The organism is Bradyrhizobium campsiandrae, from assembly GCF_014529705.1.
In the GTDB taxonomy this organism is placed as follows: Bacteria; Pseudomonadota; Alphaproteobacteria; order Rhizobiales; family Xanthobacteraceae; genus Bradyrhizobium; species Bradyrhizobium campsiandrae.
The window spans coordinates 176,466-197,406 of sequence record NZ_JAANIH010000007.1; the positions used below are offsets into that span (position 1 = coordinate 176,466).

The 20,941-nt window shown below is 65.6% G+C and carries 18 protein-coding genes and 2 pseudogenes; 2 read left to right on the forward strand and 18 right to left on the reverse strand.

What is annotated here, in order from left to right:
• Positions 1-18: 18 nt before the first annotated feature.
• The 8 genes from G8O24_RS07585 to G8O24_RS07620 all read right to left on the reverse strand — a co-directional run bounded on the left by G8O24_RS07585 (position 19) and on the right by G8O24_RS07620 (position 9,022).
• A complete protein-coding gene (locus G8O24_RS07585; protein WP_188097986.1) occupies positions 19-1,098 on the reverse strand; it encodes an isocitrate/isopropylmalate dehydrogenase family protein in 1,080 nt (359 codons plus the stop codon).
• 137 nt (positions 1,099-1,235) lie between these two features.
• Positions 1,236-2,303: an alcohol dehydrogenase gene (locus G8O24_RS07590; RefSeq protein WP_188097988.1), complete on the reverse strand. Its 1,068-nt coding sequence runs from the start codon at positions 2,301-2,303 to the stop codon at positions 1,236-1,238.
• A 69-nt stretch (positions 2,304-2,372) separates the two neighbouring features.
• On the reverse strand, positions 2,373-3,344 hold the full coding sequence (locus G8O24_RS07595; RefSeq protein ID WP_188097990.1) for an ABC transporter ATP-binding protein: 972 nt from the start codon (positions 3,342-3,344) through the stop codon (positions 2,373-2,375).
• A complete protein-coding gene (locus tag G8O24_RS07600; RefSeq protein ID WP_188097992.1) occupies positions 3,341-4,333 on the reverse strand; it encodes an ABC transporter ATP-binding protein in 993 nt (330 codons plus the stop codon). Before G8O24_RS07600 ends, G8O24_RS07595 begins: the two co-directional genes overlap by 4 nt.
• The gene (locus G8O24_RS07605; protein ID WP_188097993.1) at positions 4,330-5,202 is read right to left on the reverse strand and encodes an ABC transporter permease; all 873 of its coding nucleotides are present in this window, start codon (positions 5,200-5,202) and stop codon (positions 4,330-4,332) included. The genes G8O24_RS07600 and G8O24_RS07605 overlap by 4 nt, the downstream gene beginning before the upstream one ends.
• Entirely contained in the window at positions 5,189-6,139 is a 951-nt protein-coding gene (locus tag G8O24_RS07610; protein ID WP_188097996.1) for an ABC transporter permease, read from the reverse strand. Before G8O24_RS07610 ends, G8O24_RS07605 begins: the two co-directional genes overlap by 14 nt.
• A gap of 7 nt (positions 6,140-6,146) precedes the next feature.
• A complete protein-coding gene (locus tag G8O24_RS07615) occupies positions 6,147-7,691 on the reverse strand; it encodes an ABC transporter substrate-binding protein (protein ID WP_188097997.1) in 1,545 nt (514 codons plus the stop codon).
• Positions 7,692-7,825: 134 nt separating this feature from the next.
• Positions 7,826-9,022 (reverse strand): CaiB/BaiF CoA transferase family protein, encoded by a 1,197-nt coding sequence (locus G8O24_RS07620; RefSeq protein WP_188097999.1) that lies wholly within the window; start codon positions 9,020-9,022, stop codon positions 7,826-7,828.
• A gap of 204 nt (positions 9,023-9,226) precedes the next feature.
• Here G8O24_RS07620 and glgA point away from each other — a divergent pair, with 204 nt between their 5' ends.
• Entirely contained in the window at positions 9,227-10,642 is a 1,416-nt protein-coding gene (gene glgA, locus G8O24_RS07625; RefSeq protein WP_188098001.1) for a glycogen synthase GlgA, read from the forward strand.
• A gap of 200 nt (positions 10,643-10,842) precedes the next feature.
• On the opposite strand, the gene G8O24_RS07630 is transcribed toward glgA, so the two are convergent.
• From G8O24_RS07630 to ccoN, 10 genes and pseudogenes are all read right to left on the reverse strand, one after another.
• Complete coding sequence (locus tag G8O24_RS07630; RefSeq protein ID WP_188098003.1) at positions 10,843-11,793, reverse strand: oxygenase MpaB family protein; 951 nt, start codon at positions 11,791-11,793, stop codon at positions 10,843-10,845.
• 76 nt (positions 11,794-11,869) lie between these two features.
• Positions 11,870-13,012 carry a patatin-like phospholipase family protein gene (locus G8O24_RS07635; protein ID WP_188098005.1) on the reverse strand — a complete coding sequence of 381 codons (1,143 nt, stop codon included), beginning with the start codon at positions 13,010-13,012 and terminating at the stop codon, positions 11,870-11,872.
• A gap of 128 nt (positions 13,013-13,140) precedes the next feature.
• Positions 13,141-13,311, reverse strand: coding sequence for a cbb3-type cytochrome oxidase assembly protein CcoS (ccoS, locus tag G8O24_RS07640; RefSeq protein WP_188098007.1), 171 nt, complete (start codon positions 13,309-13,311; stop codon positions 13,141-13,143).
• Positions 13,311-15,500, reverse strand: a complete 2,190-nt coding sequence (locus tag G8O24_RS07645) for a cation-translocating P-type ATPase (RefSeq protein ID WP_188098009.1) — start codon at positions 15,498-15,500, stop codon at positions 13,311-13,313. Before G8O24_RS07645 ends, ccoS begins: the two co-directional genes overlap by 1 nt.
• Positions 15,501-15,510: 10 nt before the next feature.
• Entirely contained in the window at positions 15,511-15,996 is a 486-nt protein-coding gene (locus tag G8O24_RS07650; protein ID WP_188098011.1) for a FixH family protein, read from the reverse strand.
• Between the two features lie 15 nt (positions 15,997-16,011).
• Entirely contained in the window at positions 16,012-17,475 is a 1,464-nt protein-coding gene (gene ccoG, locus G8O24_RS07655) for a cytochrome c oxidase accessory protein CcoG (RefSeq protein ID WP_188098013.1), read from the reverse strand.
• Positions 17,476-17,596: 121 nt separating this feature from the next.
• Positions 17,597-18,472 carry a cytochrome-c oxidase, cbb3-type subunit III gene (gene ccoP, locus G8O24_RS07660; protein ID WP_188098015.1) on the reverse strand — a complete coding sequence of 292 codons (876 nt, stop codon included), beginning with the start codon at positions 18,470-18,472 and terminating at the stop codon, positions 17,597-17,599.
• A gap of 6 nt (positions 18,473-18,478) precedes the next feature.
• The gene (locus tag G8O24_RS07665) at positions 18,479-18,643 is read right to left on the reverse strand and encodes a cbb3-type cytochrome oxidase subunit 3 (protein WP_188098017.1); all 165 of its coding nucleotides are present in this window, start codon (positions 18,641-18,643) and stop codon (positions 18,479-18,481) included.
• A 13-nt stretch (positions 18,644-18,656) separates the two neighbouring features.
• Complete coding sequence (gene ccoO / locus G8O24_RS07670) at positions 18,657-19,391, reverse strand: cytochrome-c oxidase, cbb3-type subunit II (protein WP_188098019.1); 735 nt, start codon at positions 19,389-19,391, stop codon at positions 18,657-18,659.
• A gap of 11 nt (positions 19,392-19,402) precedes the next feature.
• Positions 19,403-20,683, reverse strand: a pseudogene (gene ccoN, locus G8O24_RS07675) (cytochrome-c oxidase, cbb3-type subunit I); the annotation flags it as partial.
• Between ccoN and G8O24_RS07680 the strand changes: the two are divergent.
• A pseudogene (locus tag G8O24_RS07680) lies at positions 20,676-20,941 on the forward strand (cbb3-type cytochrome c oxidase subunit I); the annotation flags it as partial. The pseudogenes ccoN and G8O24_RS07680 sit on opposite strands and share 8 nt — an antisense overlap.

The following is a 20,941-nucleotide window of genomic DNA, read 5'->3' on the forward strand; positions in this document are numbered from 1 at the left end:
TTCGTGTGCGCGCTCCGACTAGAGCGCCGCAAGCACCGCCTTGGTGATATCGGCCGTGCCGTTGCTGCCGCCGAACTCCATCGGCTTGAGGCCGCCGGCATAGACCTGGTCCACCGCGCGCTCGATTTGTTCGCCGGCTTCCGCGGCGCTCTCGATCCCGTGCTTGTCGGCGAGCCAGTCCAGCATCATCGCGGCCGACAGGATCATGCCGGTGGGATTGGCCTTGCCCTGCCCCATGATATCGGGCGCGGTGCCGTGGCAGGGCTGGAACACGGCGTATTTGTCGCCGATATCGGCCGACGGCGCCATGCCAAGGCCGCCGATCAGGCTCGCGGTGATGTCGGAGACGATGTCGCCGAACATGTTCTCCATCACCATGACGTCGAAATCCCAGGGACGCTTGACCAGCATCGCCGAGCAGGCGTCGACATAGAGCCGATCGGTCTTCACCTCAGGGTGCTTCCTGGCGATCTCGTCAAAGATGCCGCGGAAGAACGCAAAGGCCTTGAACACGTTCGCCTTGTCGACGCAGGCCAGCGATCCGGGCTTGCCGCGCGCCTTGCGTCGCTCGGCCAGCCGAAACGAGAACTCGAACAGCCGCTCCGAGGTCTTGCGCGTGATCACCATGGTCTCGCGCGCATCGTCATGCGTCACCACGCCCTTGCCCATCGAGGCGAACAGGCCCTCGGTGGACTCGCGGATCACGACGAGGTCGATACCGCGCTGGTCGGCCCCGACGATCGGGCTCGGCACGCCCGGAATCAGCCGCGCCGGCCGTACGCCGGCATAGAGGTCGAAGATGAAGCGCAGCTCGATCTGGGGCGCGATCTCGGTGTTGTCGGGGTAGCGCACCGACGGCAGGCCGCATGCCCCGAGCAGGATCGCGTCCGCCTCTTCACAGAGCTTGATGGTGCTGTCGGGCATCGACTTGCCGGTCGCGAGATAATTATTGGCGCCGGCGGGGGCCTCGGTGAAACGGAAGCTCAAACCCGACTTCGCCCCGACCTTGCGCAACACCTCGAGCGCCGGCGCCATGACTTCGGGACCGATGCCGTCGCCGGCGAGCACGGCAATGTGGAAGGCGTTGTTTGCGGACATTTTGCGGGTCTCAAGGAAGGAGCTAGCCAAGTCGTCATTGCGAGCGAAGCGAAGCAATCCAGAACTGCATCTGCGGAGATAGTCTGGATTGCTTCGTCGCAAGAGCTCCTCGCAATGACGGTGGAGAGAGCGTCGAACTACGGCGTCAGCACCGTGCGCCCGACCACCGCGCCCTGCTGCAGCTGCAGCAGCGCATCGTTGGCCTTGTCGAGCGGGGCCGTCGTCACCGGGATCGGCGGAATCTTCTTGGCTCGCACCAGATCGAGCAGCTCCTGCGTTTCGCGCAAGTTGCCGACATAGCTGCCCTGGATCGTCACTGCCTTGATCGGAATCAGCGGCAGCGCCCAGGTGGCGCCGCCACCGAACAATCCGACGATGACGAGCTTGCCGCCCTTGGTCAGGCAGTCGAAGCCGAGCTGCGTCGTTGCGGCATTGCCGACCAGATCGATCACAGCGCGGATCGGACCGCCCGCTTTCTTCGTCAGTTGCTCCAGCGCGTCGCCCGCCTTGGGATCGACGGTCGCGAGCGCGCCGGCCTTCTCGGCGGCTTCGCGCTTCCTGGCGTCGATGTCGACCATGATCGCGCCCTTGCCGCCCATCGCTTTCAGCAGCGACAGCGCCATCAGGCCGAGGCCGCCGGCGCCGAACATCACGATCGGCGTGTCGAAATGCTGCTCGACCTTCTTCAGCGCGCTGTAGGTGGTGACGCCCGAACAGGCATAAGGCGCGGTCGTCGCGGGATCGAGTCCCCTCAGATTGAGCAGATAGCGCGGATGCGGCACCAGCATGTGATCGGAATAGCCGCCATCGCAATAGACGCCGAGCGAGCGCGGCGTGAGACACATGTTCTCGTCGCCGCCAAGGCACGTCGCGCACTTGCCGCAGCCGATCCAGGGATAGACGAGGCCGACATCGCCGAGCTTGAGATCGCCCTGGTCGCCCGGTTTCACGTCGGGCCCGAAGGCCAGGACTTCGCCGACGGTCTCGTGGCCCATGGTCAACGGCAGATTGATGCCGCGGTCCTTCAGCGACAGCGGCTTGCGGCCGTGGCCGAGATCGTAGCCGCCTTCCCAGATGTGGAGATCGCTGTGGCAGACACCGGCGGCCTTGACCTTGATCAGCACTTGCGTGCCCGTCGGCTGCGGCGTCGCCTCGACGAATTCCTGCAGCGGCGCCTTGAAATCGGCGACCTTGAAACTCTTCATGGCGTCCTCCCGGCATGCTTGAAACGCCACCATGCCACGGCGGGCTGGGCGAGACAAACCGGTCTTAGTTCAGGCGAGTGGATGGTGGCAAGCCACGAACTGGCCGGGTGCGACCCCGCGCAACTCCGGTATCTCCGCGCTGCATCGCTGGTCGGCGCGCGGACAGCGGGTGCGGAACCGACAGCCGGACGGCGGCGCAATCGGCGATGGCGGCTCGCCGGTTGCTACGCTCTCGGCGGGACGCACGTCGGGATCTGGCACCGGAATCGCCTGTAACAGGAGGCTCGTATAGGGATGCGCAGGTCTTGCGAACAATTGCTCCGACGGGCCGACCTCGCAGAGCCGGCCGAGATACATCACCGCAACGCGGTCGCTGACCGCCTTGACCACCGCGAGGTCATGCGCGATGAACAGCAGCGTCAGCCCGAAGCGCGCCTTCATCGCTTCCAAGAGATTGAGGATCTGCGCGCGGATGGAGACGTCGAGCGCCGAGACCGGCTCGTCGCAAACGACGAATTCCGGATTGAGCACCAGCGCGCGCGCGATGCAGATGCGCTGACATTGACCGCCGGAGAATTCGTGCGGCAGGCGGTTCGCGACGAGATCGGGATCGAGCCCGACCGCCGACAGCACGTCGTGAACCCGGCGCTTGCGCTCGACGGCATCCTTGACGCCTGCGATGACCAGCGGCTCGGCGACGATGTCGCCGATGCGGCGACGCGGGTTGAGCGAGGCGATCGGGTCCTGGAAGATCAGTTGCACACGGCGGCGCATCTGGCGCAGCGCCTCGCCTTCCATTGCGGTGAGATCCTCGCCGTCGAACAGCACGCGGCCGGATTTGGCGCGCCGCAACTGCAGCACCGCGCGCCCCAGCGTCGACTTGCCGCAGCCGGATTCGCCAACCAGACCCAGCGTCTCGCCACGCGCGACCTGAAGACTGACGCCGGAGACGGCATGGACGGTCTTGTTGCCGAGACCATATTCGACGACGAGATTGTCGACGTTCAGCAGCGGCTCCTCGCGCGCGGCAAGCTGCATCATGCGCCAATCCCCTCCGTCATCCGGATCGGATGGAGGCAGGCATAGAGGTGCCCTGATATCTCCGCGCTCTTCAGTTCAGGCTTGGCCTCGTGACAGCGCCCGGCGGCATAGCGGCAGCGCGGCGCGAAGGAACAGCCCTTCAACGGCCGTGTCGGGTCGGGCGGTCGGCCGGAGATGGCAGGCAGCGGTGTATGCGGCGCCGTGTCCAGCTTCGGGATCGCCGCCAGCAGCGCCTCGGTGTAGGGCATGTGCATGCGCTTGAACAAGGCCTGCGTCGGCGCACGCTCGACCACCCGGCCGGCATACATCACCGCAACCTCGTCGGCGCGGCCGGCGACCACGCCGAGGTCGTGGGTGATGATGATCATCGCCATGTGGCGGCGGCGCTGCTCGCGCGCCAGCAGATCGAGAATTTGCGCCTGGATGGTGACGTCGAGCGCCGTGGTCGGCTCGTCCGCGATCAAGAGCCTTGGCTCGCAGGACAGCGCGATCGCGATCGCGATACGCTGGCGCATGCCGCCGGAGCATTGATGCGGATATTGCCCCAGCCGCTGCTCCGGCGCGGGAATGCCGACGGCAGCCAGCAGATCGATGCTGCGCTTTCGCGCGGCCGACGCGTCGAGCTCGAGATGCTCCTGGATCGTCTCCATCAACTGCGTGCCGATGGTGAGCACCGGATTGAGCGAAGTCATGGGATCCTGGAACACGACCGCGAGCTCGCGCGCACGCAGGCGCCGCAGCCGTTCAGGCGCGAGCCGCACGAGATCCTCACCGTCGAACATCACGCGCCCGGAGAGTTTTGCCTTCTTCGGCAGCAGCTGAAGGATCGCACGCGACAGCATGGTCTTGCCGCAACCGGATTCACCGACGATGCCGAGGGTGCGGCCAGCCTGCAGCGACAGATCGACATGATCCACAGCCCGCAGATTGCCGCGCGGCGTCGGCAGTTCGACCGCGATGTCCTCGATGGTCAGGAGCGGCGTGCTCACAGCGCCCCCTGACGCGGGTCGGTCAGCGCCCGCATGGTGTCGCCGACGAGGTTGAAGGCCAGCACGGTCAGGAACAGGCCGGCCGCCGGCAGAAAGGCCAGCCGCGGCGCGACGTCGAGGCTGTCGCGCCCCTCGCCGATCATGCTGCCCCAGCTCGCCGTCGGCGGCGGCACACCAAGCCCGAGGAACGACAGCGCGCCCTCGACCACGATGGTGACGGCGACGCCGAGCAGGAAGAAGGCGAGCAACGGCAGGATCACGTTCGGCAGCAGCTCGCGCAGCAGGATGCGCGCATGGCTGGCTCCGAGGGCTTCGGCCGCGATCACGAATTCGCGCCGCGCCAGCGTCAACGTCGCGGCGCGCGCCACCCGCATGAAAGCGGGAATGCCGAGCACACCGAGGATGATTGTGAGATTGGGAATGGACTGGCCGAGATAGGCGGTCACCGCGAGCGCGAAGATCAGCGGCGGAAATGCGAGCAGCACGTCCATGCTTCCGACCACCAGCGTCTCGAACCGGCCGCGGAAATAGCCGGCGAGCAGGCCCAGCGCGCCGCCGATGCCAAGGCCGATCATCGGCGCGATCAGCCCGACGGTCAGCGACACGCGCGCGCCGAAGATCAGCCGGGCAAGCTCGTCGCGGCCGAGGCCATCGGTGCCGAGCCAATGCTCGCTGGAGAACGCGGCACGACGCTCGAGCATATCCATGTCGACGGGATTCTGCAGCGGCAGCACCGGCGCGAGGATCGCGAGCGCGAGGATGATCACGAGCCAGACGCTCGCGATCCAGAACAGCAGGCCGAGCTTGCGCTTGCGACGCAGCGGCTCGGCCGCCACTTCGTCCTGCATCGAGAGCTCAAGCGTGGCCATGGCGGATCCTCGGATCGAGCACGGCATAGAGCATGTCGACGATGAAATTGACGATGACGAAGCCGCAGGCCACCAGCAGCACCACGCCCTGGAGGATGACGAGGTCGCGGGTGTAGATCGCGCCGACCAGCAACCGGCCGATGCCGGGCAACGCGAAGATCGATTCCACGATCAGCGTGCCGCCGAGCAGGCGACCGATATTGATGCCCGTCACCGTCACCAGCGTCAGCGACGAGGGCTTGAGCGCATGCACGAACAGGATGCGCGAGGGCTTCAGGCCTTTTGCTTTGGCGAGCGCGATGTAGTCCTCCTGCAGGGTCGCGATCATGTCCGAGCGCAGCACCCGCATGATGCCCGGCCATTCCGCCAGCGCCAGTGTCAACGCCGGCAGCACGAAGAAGCGCAGATTGGCGAGCGGCTCCTCGGTGAACGGGACGTAGCCGGTCGCCGGCAGCCAGTGCAGCTCGACCGCGAACAAATAGATCAAGAGGATCGCCACCAGGAAAGACGGCATCGACAGCATCGCAAAGGCGCTGCCGGTCATGAAGCGATCGAATGCGCCGCCGGCGCGCGCGGCGCAGGCGATCGCGATCGGCACGCCGATCAGGAGCCCGACGAACTCTGCCATCAGCATCAATTCGAGCGACACCGGAATGCGCTCGGAGACCGCCTGTAGCACGGTCTGCCCGGTGCGGAACGAGCGGCCGAGATCGCCCTGCAGCACGTGGCCGAGCCAGCTCAGGTAACGCCACCACAGCGGCTGGTCGAGCCCCATGTCATGGCGCAGCGCTGCGACGTTCTCCGGCGTCGCCTGATCGCCGAGGATGACCATGGCAAGATCGCCCGGCAGCAGCGAGGCGATCAGGAAGGTGAGCAGCGAGACGGCAAGCAGCACCGGCAGGATCGCCAGCAGCCGCCGCACGATGAAGTTCAGCATCACCAGGTCATTCCAGCCAGGTGTTCGAGACGTCGATCACGCTGTTGTAGATTTTCGGGAAGCCTTTCAACTTCGCGCTAGATAGCGCGTAGTAGGTGTTCTGGAAAGTCCAGAACCAGATCGCCTCCTTGTTGATGAGGCGGCTGATGGCGCAATAATCCTCGGTGCGCTGGCCGACATCGGCGGTGACGCGCGCGTGGTCGAGCAGACGATCGAGCTCCGGATCGGAAAAGCCCGCGAGCGCCAGCGGGCTGCCGGTGCGGAAGTTCGCGTACATCTGCGGATCGGGATCGGCGAGATCGACGATGCGCCAGGGCGTCAGCTGGAATTGTCGGGAGAAGGCGCGCGAGGGAATGGTCGCTTGATCAACCTGGTCGATCTCCATGGCGGCGCCAGCGCGCTTCCAGAATTGCTGCAGCACCTGGCCGATCATGCGGCCGCGGGGAGTCGCGGTGACCAGCATCTTGAACTCGACCGGCTTGCCGTAATCCTTGAGCAGCGCCTTGGCCTTCTCGACATCGTATGGCAGCGCGCCGTCGTCCTTGCACTTGACCCAGGAGCCGTCGCCGTAAGGGTTGCTCGCGGGCCGGCTCAGGCCGTTGCTGATCGCCTGCGACATTTTTGGACGATCGATCGCCATCACCAGCGCCTGCCGCACGCGGACGTCGTCGAACGGCGCCACCTTGGTGTTGAAGGCGTAGACCTGCGCGCCCGAGCCCTTGTAGGTGTGCACGGTCAGCTTAGGGTCCTTCTGCGCCTTCATGATGTTGTCGGCATCGTTCTCGTCGTCCCAGATGATATCCACCTCGCCCGATTGCAGCGAGGCGAAGCGCGACTGCGCATCGGGCAGCGGCTTCAGGACGATGCGGTCGAGATACGGACGGCCCTTGTCCCAATAATTGGGATTCTTCTCCAGCACCATGCGGTCGCCGGCGGTCCATGATTTCAGGATGTAGGGACCGGTGCCGACGGGGTTGCGGTTGTAGTCGTCGCCCTTGGTCTTCCATGCCGTCGGCGAGTGTACGACGTTGTTCTGGCTCTGGATGGTGATCGTCGCCGGCAGGTTCACCGAGGGGTCGGTGAGATTGTAGACGACCGTGTATTCGTCAGGCGCCAGCACCTCCTTGACGTTGGTGATGTAGAAGGCGCAACGGCACTTGTTGGCCGGGTCCTTCTGCCGGTCGAAATTCTCCTTGAAGGCCTGCGCATTGAACGGCGTGCCATCATGGAATGTCACGCCCTTGCGCAGCTTGAAGGTCCAGGTCTTGTAGTCGTCGGAATGGGTCCAGGATTCCGCGAGCTTGGGCGCCGCCTCGCCCTTGTCGTCGAGCGTAACGAGCGTGTCGAAGATCGCGGCCGCCGCCGTGAAGGTCGAGGTGTCATAGACGCCGACCTTGAGCGGATCGAAGCCGGGAATGTCCAGCTCCTGGCCCACCGTGATGCTGCCACCAGATTTCTGCGCCTGCGCGGGCTCGGCCAGCGGAAGGAGCGCAAATGCCGCGACAAGGAAAATCGGCGCGCGCCTGCACGCCGCGGCAGCAAGGTTCGTCATGGTTCCTCCCGGGATCCTCGTCCGATGTTTCGGATCGTTGAATGACTCGGAAGGCGAGATTGGCGACAAATGCTTGCCACGGCAAGAGGAACGCGCGGGGGATCAATTGCCGCATGCGGCGGCGCGCGATGCACTCAGCCCGCCGCTTCTGTTTTGCCTGACGGAATTGACGCCGCAGCGCCGAGACCGATCTCCTCGCGCAGCTCGCGCGTGTGCTCGCCAAGTTCGGCCATGCTCTTGCCCGGCGTCGTGTCGGCCCCCGTCATGCGGAACGGCAGATTGATCACCCTGAACGAGCCGCCCCCGTCCTGCACCGACGAGAGCGCCTGCCGATGCGCGAGCTGCGGATCGGCAAGGGCCTCCTTGATGGTGCGATAGGCCGAGGCCGGCACGCCGGCAGCGCTCAGAGCCGCAAGACAGCCATCGGTCGACCGCTGCCGCGACCATGCCTCGACGCCGTCCATCATGTCAGCCCAGTTGTCGCGCCGCGAAGCATAGGTGGAGAAGCGTGGATCGGAGATCCATTCGCCTCGGCCGATCACGCCCATCAAGGCCTGGAACGTCTTCTCGCTCGCGATTGTGATCATGACATAGCCGTTGGCCGTCTCGGTCGGGCCGAACATCGGCCGCGGCGGCGGCTTCACCGGGAATTGCGCGTTCTGCAATTCGATCACCGTCAGTGTCAGCATCGATTCCAGCATCGAGACGTCGATGTGCTGGCCGAGCCCGGTCACCGTGCGCTGATAGAGCGCCGAGGCGATGGCGCCAAAGCCATAGGTGCCGGTGACGACATCGGCATGGTAGATGCCGCAATAGTCCGGCCTGTTGCGGCCGGGCTGATAGGCGAGATGCGCCATGTCGTAGCCGGAGGCCGCATGGATCACCGGCGCGTAGGCGGGGAGCTCGGCCGAGGGCCCGGTCTGGCCGTAGCCGGAGATCGAGCAGTAGATCAGCCTGGGATTGACCGGACGCAGGCTGTCGTCATCAAGCCGCAGCCGGCGCATCACGCCGGGGCGAAAGTTCTCGACCAGGACGTCCGCGGTGCCGGCCAGCCGGCGGACCGCCTCCCGCCCGTCCTCGGACTTGAGGTCGAGCACCACGCTCTTCTTGCCGACATTGAGCTGGCCGAACACGGTGCTGCAGCCGTTGCGCAGCGGCGGCCGCGTCCGCATCGTCTCGCCGCCGTCGCTCTCGATCTTGATGACCTCGGCGCCCATGTCGGCCAGCATCCGCGCACAATGGGGACCGGCGATGGTGGTCGAAAAATCCAGGACCCTGAGGCCGGCGAAGGCCTTTGTCGTCGTCCCCTCATGCTTATCTGGTAGATGCATGCGTAGCGCGCCCCTGCCGAGTCCCCGGCTCTGTTAGGAACTATCGTTCTGCTGTCTCGTTGATGCGTCGACCCTAGAGGCCGGCGGCTGAGTAGGAAAGTCTTTACCGAACCGGTGCGTCGCGTTGGGGGCTTGAGATTTCCAGGGGCAACTGGACCCGATCTTGCATAGCAGCAATCGGGGATCGGAAGAGGGCAACAGTTCTTGAGGGTCTTGTTCGTCACGACAGAGATGGACGACTTCGTCCGCGTCGGCGGCCTTGGTGCCGTTTCCGCTGCCCTCCCCAGAGCGCTCCGCCCCTTCGCCGATATCCGGATCATGCTGCCCGGCTATCGCGACATCATCGAGCAACTCACGCACATTCAGGTCGTTGGGCGCTGCCCGGCATTTGCGGAGATGCCGGCCTGCTCGCTCGGCCGCGCCGCGACCAAGGACGGAATGCCGGTCTATGTGCTGTTGTGCTCGCAGCTCTACGACCGCCCCGGCAATCCCTATGGTGACGAGTCCGGGCGCGACTGGCCTGACAACGACATCCGCTTCGCGCGCTTTGCTTCGGCGGCCGCTGAGCTGGCCATGGGCAAGCTGGACAAGAATTGGGCAGCAGACCTGATCCATGCCAACGACTGGCAGGCCTCGCTCGTGCCGGCCTATCTCGCCTGGCAGGGCGCGAAGCTGCCATCGATCCTGACCATCCACAACCTCGCCTATCAGGGCCTCTTCCCGAAGGAGTCGCTGCGGCGAATCGGCATTCCCGAGAGCTCCTTCCACATCGACGGAGTCGAGTTCTACGACCAGCTCTCCTTTCTCAAGGCCGGCCTCGTCTACGCCTCGCACCTCACCACCGTCAGCGGCACCTATGCGCGCGAGATCACCACGGAGGAATTCGGCTGCGGCCTCGAAGGTCTCTTGCGCGTCCGCTCCGACGCATCCGAGCTCACCGGTATCCTCAACGGCATCGACGAGAGCTGGGACCCGCGCTCTTGCGCGCAACTCGCCCAGCAGTTCGGCGCCGGCGACTGGGCCGGCAAGAGGGCCAATGCGGATTACGTGCGCAAGCAGTTTGGCCTGGCGGTTTCGCGCGGTCCGATGTTCGGCATCGTCGCCCGCCTCGTGCATCAGAAGGGCATCGATCTCGTCCTGGCCGCGGCCGACGAGATCGTCGATGCCGGCGGACAGATCGTGGTCACCGGCTCCGGCGAGCCGGCGCTCGAGCAGGCGCTGATCGACGCCCATCGCCGCCGGCCCGATGCCATCGGCGTCGCCATCGGCTTCAACGATGCCCAGGCGCGCCGCATCTTTGCCGGCAGCGATTTCACCCTGATGCCGTCGCGGTTCGAGCCGTGCGGCCTCAGCCAGATGTACGCCCAGCGCTTCGGCTCGCTGCCGATCGGCCATCAGACCGGCGGCTTGGCCGAGACCATCACCGACGGCGAGACCGGCTTCCTTTTCTCGAGGCCGTCGCACGAATCTTTCCTGGGCGGCGTCCGCCGCGCGTTCGAGGCATTCATGGCGCAGGACCAGCTCGACACCATGCGCCGCAGCGCGATGGGGCGCTCGTTCTCCTGGAGCATCTCGGCGGGGAGCTATAGCAAGCTGTATCGGAAGCTGGCGGCAGTGTGAGGCCGAGACGTTTCCTCTCCGGCCGTCACGGCGAGCGACAGTCTCTTCCCGTCACCCTGAGGTGGCCGCTTCTTCAGCGGCCCTCGAAGGGCGACGGCCCGGCTGCAGCAGCGGGGCCGTGCATCCTTCGAGGCTCCCGGCGCGATGCTTCTGCATCGCGCCACTCGCACCTCAGGATGACGGGACCAAGAGTAGACACTTCACCCCTTCCCGCGCAGGTCCATCTGCGACCGGCCGATCCAGGCGCGGTTGAGGCAGCGGGTCATCCAGTCCGGTTGCGGCTCGCCGCGGAGCCGGGCCAGCGCCTCCTGGTAGGGACCGACGTAGCGCAGCCGATCGGGCAATTTCGGATAGATGCGCCTGATCCATCGCAGCGCATTGTCGGCCGATCTCCGGTCGCGCGCGTCGAGCTCAAATCCAAAGCCTGCACGCAGACGCTCCGGCAGCAGGCGCGCGGTGAGCGCGCGGTACCATCGGGGCGGCCGCAGCCATGGGCGCGCGCCGCCAAAAATCTGCGCGGCGATCTCGCGCGCGGCCGGGCTGACGATCAGCGTGTCCGACCGCATCATCGCAGCGCTATAGGCGGCAAAGCCCGCCCAGTCGGCCGGCAGATCATCGCCCGTCAATCCGAACAGCGCGCCGAACGTCCGGCTCTCGCTCCAGTAGCGCTCGCGCTCCTCAACTGAGAGCGGCGGCAAAACCAGATCGTGCGCCATCAGCGCAGTCTCGACCAGCGTCGCATGAACCCAGCGCAGCGAAGGAATGTCGTTGGCCCAGTAGCGCGAGCCTGCCGCGAACGGACCGACCGTCTCCGGCATCTCGCCGACGATCATGCCGTGGCGCCGGTGCAATTGCCGGGACGACGAGAGCGCCCGATCGAGCGAGCCGAACACCATGGCAAAGACGATGTCGAAGGTGCGGTGAAAGCGGCCGATCGGATCGGCAAAGGTCTTGGAGTGCTCGGCGATGGCCGCGGCGACCCAGGGATGCGCGAGCTGAAGCAGCAGCGCGCGGCCGGCACCGAGAAAGATCACGGCCTCGCGGTCGATCCGCCAGGTCACCGCGTCAGGGCCAAACACGCCCGAAACCGGCCCCGCAGCGTCGGCGCGGACCTGGTCGAGGGCAGACTCAAGATCGTTTGCGGACACCATTTGCGGAGCCTTTCGACCGCGGACCAATCCCACAATCCGCAAGGCCTGTGGCAGTTCGATGAAGCGAAAGACCGCGTCATTCCGCGGCCAGCGGCATCTGGTCGATATGCTCGTGCAGCACCACGCCCGACAGCGGATCGAATTCGCCGACCCACGGAGTGCGCGCCAACACCGACCGCGTATGCGCATAACCGGCGTCCCAGCGCTGCTTGATGCCGGACGGACTGAAGTCGATGTCCTTGGTATAGGTTTCGCGATCGAGCTGCGGCGCCAGCAGGCGCACCACATGCATGCGCGTCGAGCAGCCATAGCCGATCAACTCTCTCACCGCGGGATCGTCGCGCTCGCCCTCGGGCAACCGTGCCGCAAGCTGATTGATGACGTGGCGCAGGCGATGAGCCTGTTGCTGGCGCTCGATCTGGCTCGCGATCCGGCTGGAATATTGCACGTCCTTGTGCCGGGTCATCACCTCCGCCATCGTCGCCGGCTCGGCGCCGACGGGGTTCCAGAGATGCACCGAGAAGATCAACGAGTCCCGGCGCGGATTGTCGTCGAACACCGCTTCCGTCGGCGAGTTCGAGAGGATGCCACCGTCCCAATAGAGCTCGCCGTCGATCCGCACCGCCGGAAAGGCCGGCGGCAGCGCGCCCGAGGCCATGACGTGCTTCACCGTCAGTTCGCCGTCGCGGCTGTCGAAGTAGCGCATCCGGCTTGAGCCGACATGTGCCGCGCCGACCGTAAGTCGCGGCGCGCCGCAATTGGCGCGGCCGAAATCGACGAGCTCGCGCAGCGTGCTCTCCAGCGGCGCGGTCGAATAATAGCCGGCGCGATCGGCACCGAGCGGAAAGCACTCGCCGGCATGCGCCAGCGGATTGGGTTGGAAAAAGCCGGCGATGCCGCGCGTGACGGTCGACCAATAGCCGAGCATGTCGTCGAAGCCCGGAACGCCCGTGCACAGCGGCCAGGCCCGCTTCTGCTCCATCCGCTTCCAGAATTCCTTCAGGCGCGCGAGCCTGACCTCCGGCGCGTTGCCGGCAATCAGGCTGGCATTGATCGCGCCGATCGAAGTGCCAATCACCCAGTCCGGCTCGATACCCGCCTCGTGCAGAGCCTGGTAGACCCCGGCCTGATAGGAGCCGAGCGCGCCGCCGCCCTGCAGCACCAGCACGATTTGCCCAGGCAGGTCGCTCGCCCTGCACACAATGGCATTTCCAGGCATGCCCGTCGCACTCCTGCTCCGAAAGAGCCTTACGCAAAATCCTCCTTCATTGTTACGCCCGACGACCATCGGCCGTCCAGCAACCATCGTCCGAAGGGGGTGCAGAAAGCTGCGGAACCGGGAATGCGTTAACGCTTTGCCGGCGCTTCCTGCGGCGGCGGATCGTCGTCGGCGATCGCGCGCCAGGCGGCGCCGTCGAGGTCGTCATACTGGCCGCTGCGGAGCGACCAGAGGAAGGCGGCAAGGCCGGCGCCTCCGAGCAGCAGCGCCAGGGGCACCAGGTAAACCAGGATCTCCATCACACCACCTCCCGCGAGGTGCTGCGGGCGCGTAGCGAGTTCAGCATCACCAGGATCGAGGACCCGCTCATGGCGGCCGCCGCGATCAGGGGCGTCACGATGCCGCTGATCGCGACCGGCACGGCCAGCAAATTGTAGCCGATCGCAAGCCAGAGATTTTGCCGCATCAGATGCAGCGCCTTGCGCGCCGAATCGATGGCTGCGACGACAGGAGCCAGCGGCCGGCCGAGGAAGACGAGATCGGCGGTGGCCTGGCTCAGATGCGCAGCCGAGATCGGCGACATCGAGACATGGGCGGCCGCCAGCGAGGGCGCATCGTTCATGCCGTCGCCGACCATCAGCACTTTCGCACCGCGGCGCTTCAGCTCTTCGATCCGCGCAATCTTGTCGGTCGGCGTGACGCCGGCCCGCCATTCGGCGACATCGAGCGCGCGGGCGGCCGCGATCACCGCGGGCTCGCGGTCACCGGAGAGGATCTCGACGCCGATGTTGCGCGCCTTCAGTGCCGCGATCACGGCCTTTGCGTCCGGACGCAGGCCCTGACGCACGGAGAGAATGAATTTTTCCGCCCCCTTGCTGAAGGCCACGACCGACGCTTCGGGATCGAGCGTGGCGCTGCCGGCCAGCGCCGCCGCGCCGCAGAACGACGGACGGCCGAGCCGAAGCTCGACGCCATCGACCACGGCGCGGACGCCCTGCCCGGCCTCCTCGACCGCACCGAGGATCGGCGACTTCGCGCCGGCGGCCTGCGCCACGGCTGCGGCGACCGGATGGTGGCTCGACAGCGCGAGGCGGCCGGCAAGACCGAAAATGTCGGCGGGAATGGCGGCCGCATTCATGACCTCGAGATCCGGCAGCGTCAGCGTGCCGGTCTTGTCGAAGATGACATGGTCGGCTTCGGCCAGCCGCTCGATGGCGTCGCCCGCATTGAGCAGCACGCCGGCCTTGAACATCGCGCCCGATGCCACCGTCTGCACCGTGGGAATCGCGAGCCCGAGCGCGCAGGGGCAGGTGATGATCAGGACGGCAACGCCGGTGACGATCGCGTCGTGCCAGCCGGCGCCCGCGATGACCCAGCCCAGAATGGTGACGAGCGCGGTCGCATGCACCACCGGTGCATAGAGCCGCGAGGCACGGTCGGCGAGCCGCATGTAGCGCGAGCGCGCGGCTAGCGCGTTGTCGAGCAGCCGCGTGATCTCGGCGAGCAGCGTTGATTCCGATGCCGCGGAGACCCGCAGCCGCAGCGTGCCGGAGATGTTCATCGAGCCGGCATAAACAGGCGTGCCGTGCTCGGCCGTGACATAGAGCGTCTCGCCGGTAATCAGGCTCTGGTCGATCTCGGAACGGCCCTCGATCACGGTGCCGTCGACAGCGCAGCGTTCGCCGGGCCGCAGCAGCACGATGTCGCCGGGATGAATCGCCGCCACCGGCACCTGCGAGATTTCGTCAGGACCGACGAACTTCGCCGCCGTCTCCGCCTTCAATGCCGCGAGGTTGCCGGCGACCGCGCGGGTCCGCCGCCGCATGTTCTGGTCGAGGAAGCGGCCGACGAGCAGGAACGTGAGCAGCATGATCGCCGCGTCGAAATAGGTGTGCTCGGCGTGGTTGACGGTCTCGACCACGGACATGCCGAGCGCGAGACACACGCCGATCGAGATCGGCACGTCCATGTTGGTGGTCTTGTTCGACAGCGCGCGCCAGGCCGAGCGGAAGAACGGCTGGCCGGCATAGGCGGCCGCCGGCAATGCGATCAGCGCCGACAGCCAGTGGAAGAAGTCGCGCTGCTCCGGCAGCATGTCCGAGACGTTGCCCGACCACACCGGGATCGACAGCATCATCACGTTCATGGTGGCGAACGCGGCGATGCCGAGGCAGCGCAGCAGGAAGCGCGATTCGGCGACCTCGGTCGCTTCCGCGCTCTCGGTCTCGTAAGGATAGGCCTTGTAGCCGAGCTCTTCGAGCCGGTCGATGAACCTGCCGGGATCGAGCGTGCCCTCCTTCCATTCCAGCGCGACGCGCCGGTCGGTGAGGTTCACACGCGCCAGCGTGACATCGGGGATGGCAGACAGTCCGCGCTCGATCTTGGCCATGCAGCCGGCGCAGTGGACGCCCTCGACCGCGAGATCGATGTGCTGGAGGCCCGCCCCCGCGGCGCGGACGTAGTGGGAGAAATCGCGTGTCACCTGCATGGCTTGATCCTCAGTTCAGGATCACGCGATTGCGCGACAGGAACACGCGCTCGCCCCTGGCATCGCCCTCGATGACGAGATCCCACTGGCCCGGCGCGACCGAGGCGGCATTGCCGCGGTAGATGCCGCCGCCGGCTTCCGCGAGCTCGACGGCGAGATCGGCGCGCTTGTCGGTCGGCCGCTCGAGGCGTCCGCCGAACTTCAACCCGCTGACCGGCTGGCCCGCCGCATCGCGCGCCTCGACCTGGAGCACGGCATTGCCATCGGCGCGCCGCTCGATATGCGCGCTGACCTTCCATTTGCGCGCGGCCTGGTCCTGCGCCGCCGAGATCTCGCGGTCGTAAGTGAGGCCCGCGGCATAGGGGCTGTCGACGTCGGTGCCCGGCAGCGTCGCGATCGCGAGCTTCATCATGGTGACGTTGACGCCGATCACGACGCCGAAAAAGGCGACCAGCATCAGGAACACCTTGGTTCCGGTCAGCGGCTTGGCGGCCATGGCGATCTCCTGAACTTACGGTGCGACGAAATTGTCGGTGGCGGACGCGGCCTCGCCGAGCCCGATATCGGTGACGCGGAAACGAACCGGGATCGACTTCTCCGGATTGTTCTCGGTCGGCGCGGTGACGAGCAGACGCAGTTCGCTGGTGGAGTCGCGCGGGATCACGATCATCGGCCGGTCCGGGGTGATGGAATCGGCACCGACGACATGGATCGTCGAATTGACCGGGCCGTCGATATCGATCGCGATGACGCGGTCGTGTCCGCTCTTGTTCAGAAGCCGGGCGGTATAGGCGTTGCGGATCGAGCCGTCGCTGAGCGCGACCGCAACCGGGTTGCGGTCGTGCAGCACGTTGATGTCGAGCAAGGTGCGGGTCGCCAGCACGTAGAGCATGATGCCGCCGACTGCCGCGATGATCGCGCTGTAGGCGATGGTGCGGGCGCGGACGATGCGGTAGATCGGCGCCTTGCCTTCCTGGCGGCGATGGATGTTGATGTCGTTGTCGTAGCCGATCAGCCGCTTCGGCCGACCGATCTTGGTCATCACGTTGTCGCAGGCGTCGATACAGAGTCCGCACTGGATGCATTCGAGCTGCGGCCCGTTGCGGATGTCGATGCCGGTCGGGCAGACCGCGACGCACTGGTTGCAGTCGACGCAGTCGCCGACCTGCTGGCCGAGCGCCCGCAGCTCCGCGGCCTTCTTGACCGAGGTGCGCTTCTCGCCGCGGTCATAGCGATAGGTGACGTTGAGCGCCCATTCGTCGGTGAGCGCAGCCTGGATGCGCGGCCACGGGCACATATAGGTGCAGACCTGCTCGCGCATGTAGCCGGCCAGCACGTAGGTCGTGGCCGTCAGGATGCCGATCCAGATATAGGCGATGCCAGGCGCCTGGAAGGTCACGAGCTCCTTCACCAGCGTCGGTGCGTCGTTGAAATACAGCACCCAGGCGCCGCCGGTCCACCACGCGATCATGAGCCAGATCGCATGCTTGAGCGCGATCTCGGAGGCGCGCTTGAGCGTCAGCCCGCCCGATTTGTCCTTCCGCATCCGCTCGCGGCGATCGCCCTCGACGAAGCGCTCGACCGCGTAGAACAGGTCGGTCCAGACCGTCTGCGGGCAGAGATAGCCGCACCAGATGCGGCCGCCGATCGCGTTCATCAGGAACAGCGCCACCGCGGCGACGATCAACAGGCCGGTGAAGTAGTACACCTCCTGCGGCCACAGCTCGATGAAGAAGAAGTAGAAGCGGCTGTTGGGAAGATCGATCAGCACCGCCTGGTCGGGGGCGCCAATGCCGCGGTTCCAGCGCACGAAGGGTAGGAAATAATAGACGCCGAGGCAGAACGCCATCAGGCTCCATTTGATGCGGCGGAACGTACCCGAGATGCTCTGGGGGTAAACCTTCTTGCGGGCGGCGTAGAGCGGACCTGTGTCGTCGACAGGCCTGAGTTCGTTCGGGTTGACGATCTTGTTCATCGCTCGGCGCTTCCTGGAGAGGTGCGATTGAACCTAGCTCTGGCGGCACTGAGGCCATTGATCCAACGCAAACGGGGGCGCATTTCTTCGCCCCCGCCAAAACCCGTTGCTCGCCGCTGGGCTATTTGCCGCCGCCCAGCGAGTGGACATAGACCGCCATCGCCTTGATGGTGGCGGGGTCGAGCCGCCCTTCCCAAGCCGGCATGACGCCGGCGCGGCCATTGCTGATGGTCTCGATCAGGACGGCCTCGTCGGAGCCGTACAGCCAGATCTTGTCGGTCAGATTGGGCGCGCCGAGTTCCTGGTTGCCCTTGCCGCCATCGCCGTGGCAGGCGACGCAATTGTCGGCGAAGATCTTCTCGCCCTTGGCGGCATCATAGCCCTTCCGGGTCGGGAGGCCGGACAACGAGCGCACGTAATTGGCCACCGTGACGATCTCGTCGGGCTTCAGCACGCCGTCCTTGCCGAAGGCGAGCATCTGGCCCTCATGGGTCTTGGCGTGGCCCGAGCGAGCGCCGTACTGGATGGTCTGCATGATCTGGTCGAGCGTGCCGCCCCACAGCCAGTCGTCGTCGTTCAGGTTGGGAAAGCCCTTGGCGCCGGCAGCGCCCGAGCCGTGGCACGGCGCGCAATTGTCGCCGAACACGGTCTTGCCCTTGGCGCGGGCGAGCGCCAGCAGGGCCGGATCCTTCTCGATGTCGGCGAGCGAGGCCGCGCCCAGCGCCACCATCTTGTCGCCCCTGATCTTGTCGAGGTTGGCGAGTTCGACAGCGACGTCGGCGCGCGAGGAGTAACCGAGCACGCCGCGCGTGTTGCTGGCGATCAGCGGCCAGGCCGGATAGACGATCCAGTAGCCGATCGCCCAGATGATGGTGAGATAGAACGTGATCACCCACCACCGCGGCAGCGGCGTGTTGAGCTCCTTGATGCCGTCCCACTCGTGCCCGGTCGTGGTCCTGCCGGAGACGGAATCGATTTCATTGTGATGGTCAGTCATGATCTCTTACTCCTCCCGCAGCGGCAGGCTGGCCGCCTCGTCGAAGCCGGCCTTGTTGCGGGGCCAGAATGCGTAGGCGATGATCGCGAGAAAGATCGCGACGAAGACCGGCGTCCAGATCGTGGTCACGAGACCGGACGCGAGATTGTCGAGTGTCAGGATGGCTTTCATCGGTGATGCCTTCTCAGCGAAGATTGGCTTTCTCGTTGTAGAGCTTGAAGTCGACCAGCGTGCCGAGCATCTGCAGATACGCGATCAGCGCATCCATCTCGGTCGGCGTACCGGCCTTGCCGTCGAAATTGCGCACGACGGCCTTGGCGTAGCGCTTGGTGAAGGCGTCGCTGCCGGCATTGTCCGGATCGGCCTGGGCTTTCATGTCGGCGGCCGCATTGGCGATCTGGTCGTCGGTGTAGGGCACGCCGACGGCCCGGAGCGTCCGCATGTGATCGGCGATCGTTGACGGATCGACCTCCGTCGAGCCGAGGAACGGATAGCCCGGCATCACCGACTGCGGCACGATCGCGCGCGGGTTGGTCAGATGGGTGACGTGCCAGTCGTCGGAATACTTCGCGCCGACGCGGGCGAGATCAGGACCGGTGCGCTTCGAGCCCCACTGGAACGGGTGGTCGAACATGCTCTCGGCCGCGAGCGAGAAATGACCGTAACGCTCGACCTCGTCGCGCAGGGGCCGGATCATCTGCGAGTGGCAGAGATAGCAGCCCTCGCGGACGTAGATGTTGCGGCCGGCGAGCTCCAGCGGGGTATACGGCCTGACCCCGTCGACCACCTCGATCGTGCTCTTGAGGTAGAACAGCGGGGTGATCTCGACGAGACCACCGATCGCGATCACCAGCAGAATGCCGACGATCAGGATGATCGAGTTCTTTTCGAAGACTTGATGGCGTGTCCAGAACGACATGGTGTTGCTCCTCATTCCGCCGGCTGAAGAGCGACGGGCATCTGAACTTCCTGCTCGCCGACGCGAACCGTCATCCAGAGATTGTAGGCCATGATCAGAGCGCCGATCAGGAACAGCGCGCCGCCCGCGGCACGGATGATGTAGAAGGGGTGCATCGCCTCGACGGTCTCGATGAAGGAATATTCGAGGAAGCCGAGCGAGGTGTAGGCACGCCACATCAGGCCCTGGAGGATGCCGGACACCCACATCGCGGAGATGTAGAGGACGATGCCGAGGGTGGCGATCCAGAAGTGCCAGTTGACGAGCTTCAGGCTGTAGAGGCCCTTGCGGTTCCAGGCCCACGGCACCAGGCAGTACAGCGCGCCGAAGGAGACGAAGCCGACCCAGCCGAGCGCGCCGGAATGCACGTGGCCGATGGTCCAGTCGGTGTAGTGGCTGAGCGAGTTGACCACCTTGATCGACATCATCGGGCCTTCGAAGGTCGACATGCCGTAGAAGGCGACCGAGACCACCATCATGCGCAGCACCGGGTCGGTCCGCAGCTTGTCCCAGGCACCCGACAGCGTCATCAGGCCGTTGATCATGCCGCCCCAGGAGGGCATCCACAGCATGATCGAAAAGGTCATGCCCAGCGTCTGCGTCCAGTCGGGCAGCGCGGTGTAGTGCAGATGGTGCGGGCCGGCCCAGATGTAGAGGAAGATCAGCGCCCAGAAGTGGACGATCGAGAGCCGGTAGGAATAGACCGGCCGCTCCGCGCGCTTCGGAATGAAGTAGTACATGATGGCGAGGAAGCCTGCGGTCAGGAAGAAGCCCACCGCGTTGTGGCCGTACCACCACTGGAACATGGCATCCTGGATGCCGCCCCAGGCGATGTAGGACTTCGAGCCGAAGAAGGACACCGGCAGTGACGGATTATTGCCGAGGTGCAGCACCGCGATCGTGACGATCATCGCGAGATAGAACCAGTTCGCGACGAAGATGTGCGGCTCCTTGCGCTTGATGATCGTGACAAGGAAGACCAGCAGATAGACCACCCACACGATGGTGAGCCAGAGGTCGGAGTACCATTCCGGCTCCGCATATTCCTTGCCTTGCGTCACGCCGAGCAGATAGCCCGTGCCCGCGATCAGGATGAAGAAATTGTAGCCGACGACGACGAACCAGGGCGCGAGATACCCGGCAAGCCGCACGTGGCAGCTCTTCTGCACCACATAGAAGGACGTCGCGAGCAGGACGTTGCCGCCGAAAGCGAAGATCACGGCCGAGGTGTGCAGCGGCCGGAGACGGCCGAACTACAATATGGGCCCGATCAAGTTCTCTTCCTTCATGGCAATGTTTTGGGGCATCGCGGGCTTCCTGGTGGGCCTGATCATTGCTTCGCAGCTTGCCTGGCCGGCGCTGAACTTTGATCTGCCCTGGATCCAGTTCGGCCGTCTCCGGCCGCTGCACACCTCGGCCGTGATCTTCGCTTTCGGCGGCAACGTCCTGCTCGCGACGTCCTTCTATGTGGTGCAGAAGAGCTGCCACGTGCGGCTTGCCGGGTATCTCGC

Excerpts from the sequence above, each read along its gene's own strand:
- G8O24_RS07585 (WP_188097986.1), bottom strand. The coding sequence starts at position 1,098 with ATGTCCGCAAACAACGCCTTCCACATTGCCGTGCTCGCCGGCGACGGC.
- G8O24_RS07590 (WP_188097988.1), bottom strand. The coding sequence starts at position 2,303 with ATGAAGAGTTTCAAGGTCGCCGATTTCAAGGCGCCGCTGCAGGAATTC.
- G8O24_RS07595 (WP_188097990.1), bottom strand. The coding sequence starts at position 3,344 with ATGATGCAGCTTGCCGCGCGCGAGGAGCCGCTGCTGAACGTCGACAAT.
- G8O24_RS07605 (WP_188097993.1), bottom strand. The coding sequence starts at position 5,202 with ATGGCCACGCTTGAGCTCTCGATGCAGGACGAAGTGGCGGCCGAGCCG.
- G8O24_RS07610 (WP_188097996.1), bottom strand. The coding sequence starts at position 6,139 with ATGCTGAACTTCATCGTGCGGCGGCTGCTGGCGATCCTGCCGGTGCTG.
- G8O24_RS07615 (WP_188097997.1), bottom strand. The coding sequence starts at position 7,691 with ATGACGAACCTTGCTGCCGCGGCGTGCAGGCGCGCGCCGATTTTCCTT.
- G8O24_RS07620 (WP_188097999.1), bottom strand. The coding sequence starts at position 9,022 with ATGCATCTACCAGATAAGCATGAGGGGACGACGACAAAGGCCTTCGCC.
- G8O24_RS07630 (WP_188098003.1), bottom strand. The coding sequence starts at position 11,793 with ATGGTGTCCGCAAACGATCTTGAGTCTGCCCTCGACCAGGTCCGCGCC.
- G8O24_RS07635 (WP_188098005.1), bottom strand. The coding sequence starts at position 13,012 with ATGCCTGGAAATGCCATTGTGTGCAGGGCGAGCGACCTGCCTGGGCAA.
- ccoS (WP_188098007.1), bottom strand. The coding sequence starts at position 13,311 with ATGGAGATCCTGGTTTACCTGGTGCCCCTGGCGCTGCTGCTCGGAGGC.
- G8O24_RS07645 (WP_188098009.1), bottom strand. The coding sequence starts at position 15,500 with ATGCAGGTGACACGCGATTTCTCCCACTACGTCCGCGCCGCGGGGGCG.
- G8O24_RS07650 (WP_188098011.1), bottom strand. The coding sequence starts at position 15,996 with ATGGCCGCCAAGCCGCTGACCGGAACCAAGGTGTTCCTGATGCTGGTC.
- ccoG (WP_188098013.1), bottom strand. The coding sequence starts at position 17,475 with ATGAACAAGATCGTCAACCCGAACGAACTCAGGCCTGTCGACGACACA.
- ccoP (WP_188098015.1), bottom strand. The coding sequence starts at position 18,472 with ATGACTGACCATCACAATGAAATCGATTCCGTCTCCGGCAGGACCACG.
- G8O24_RS07665 (WP_188098017.1), bottom strand. The coding sequence starts at position 18,643 with ATGAAAGCCATCCTGACACTCGACAATCTCGCGTCCGGTCTCGTGACC.
- ccoO (WP_188098019.1), bottom strand. The coding sequence starts at position 19,391 with ATGTCGTTCTGGACACGCCATCAAGTCTTCGAAAAGAACTCGATCATC.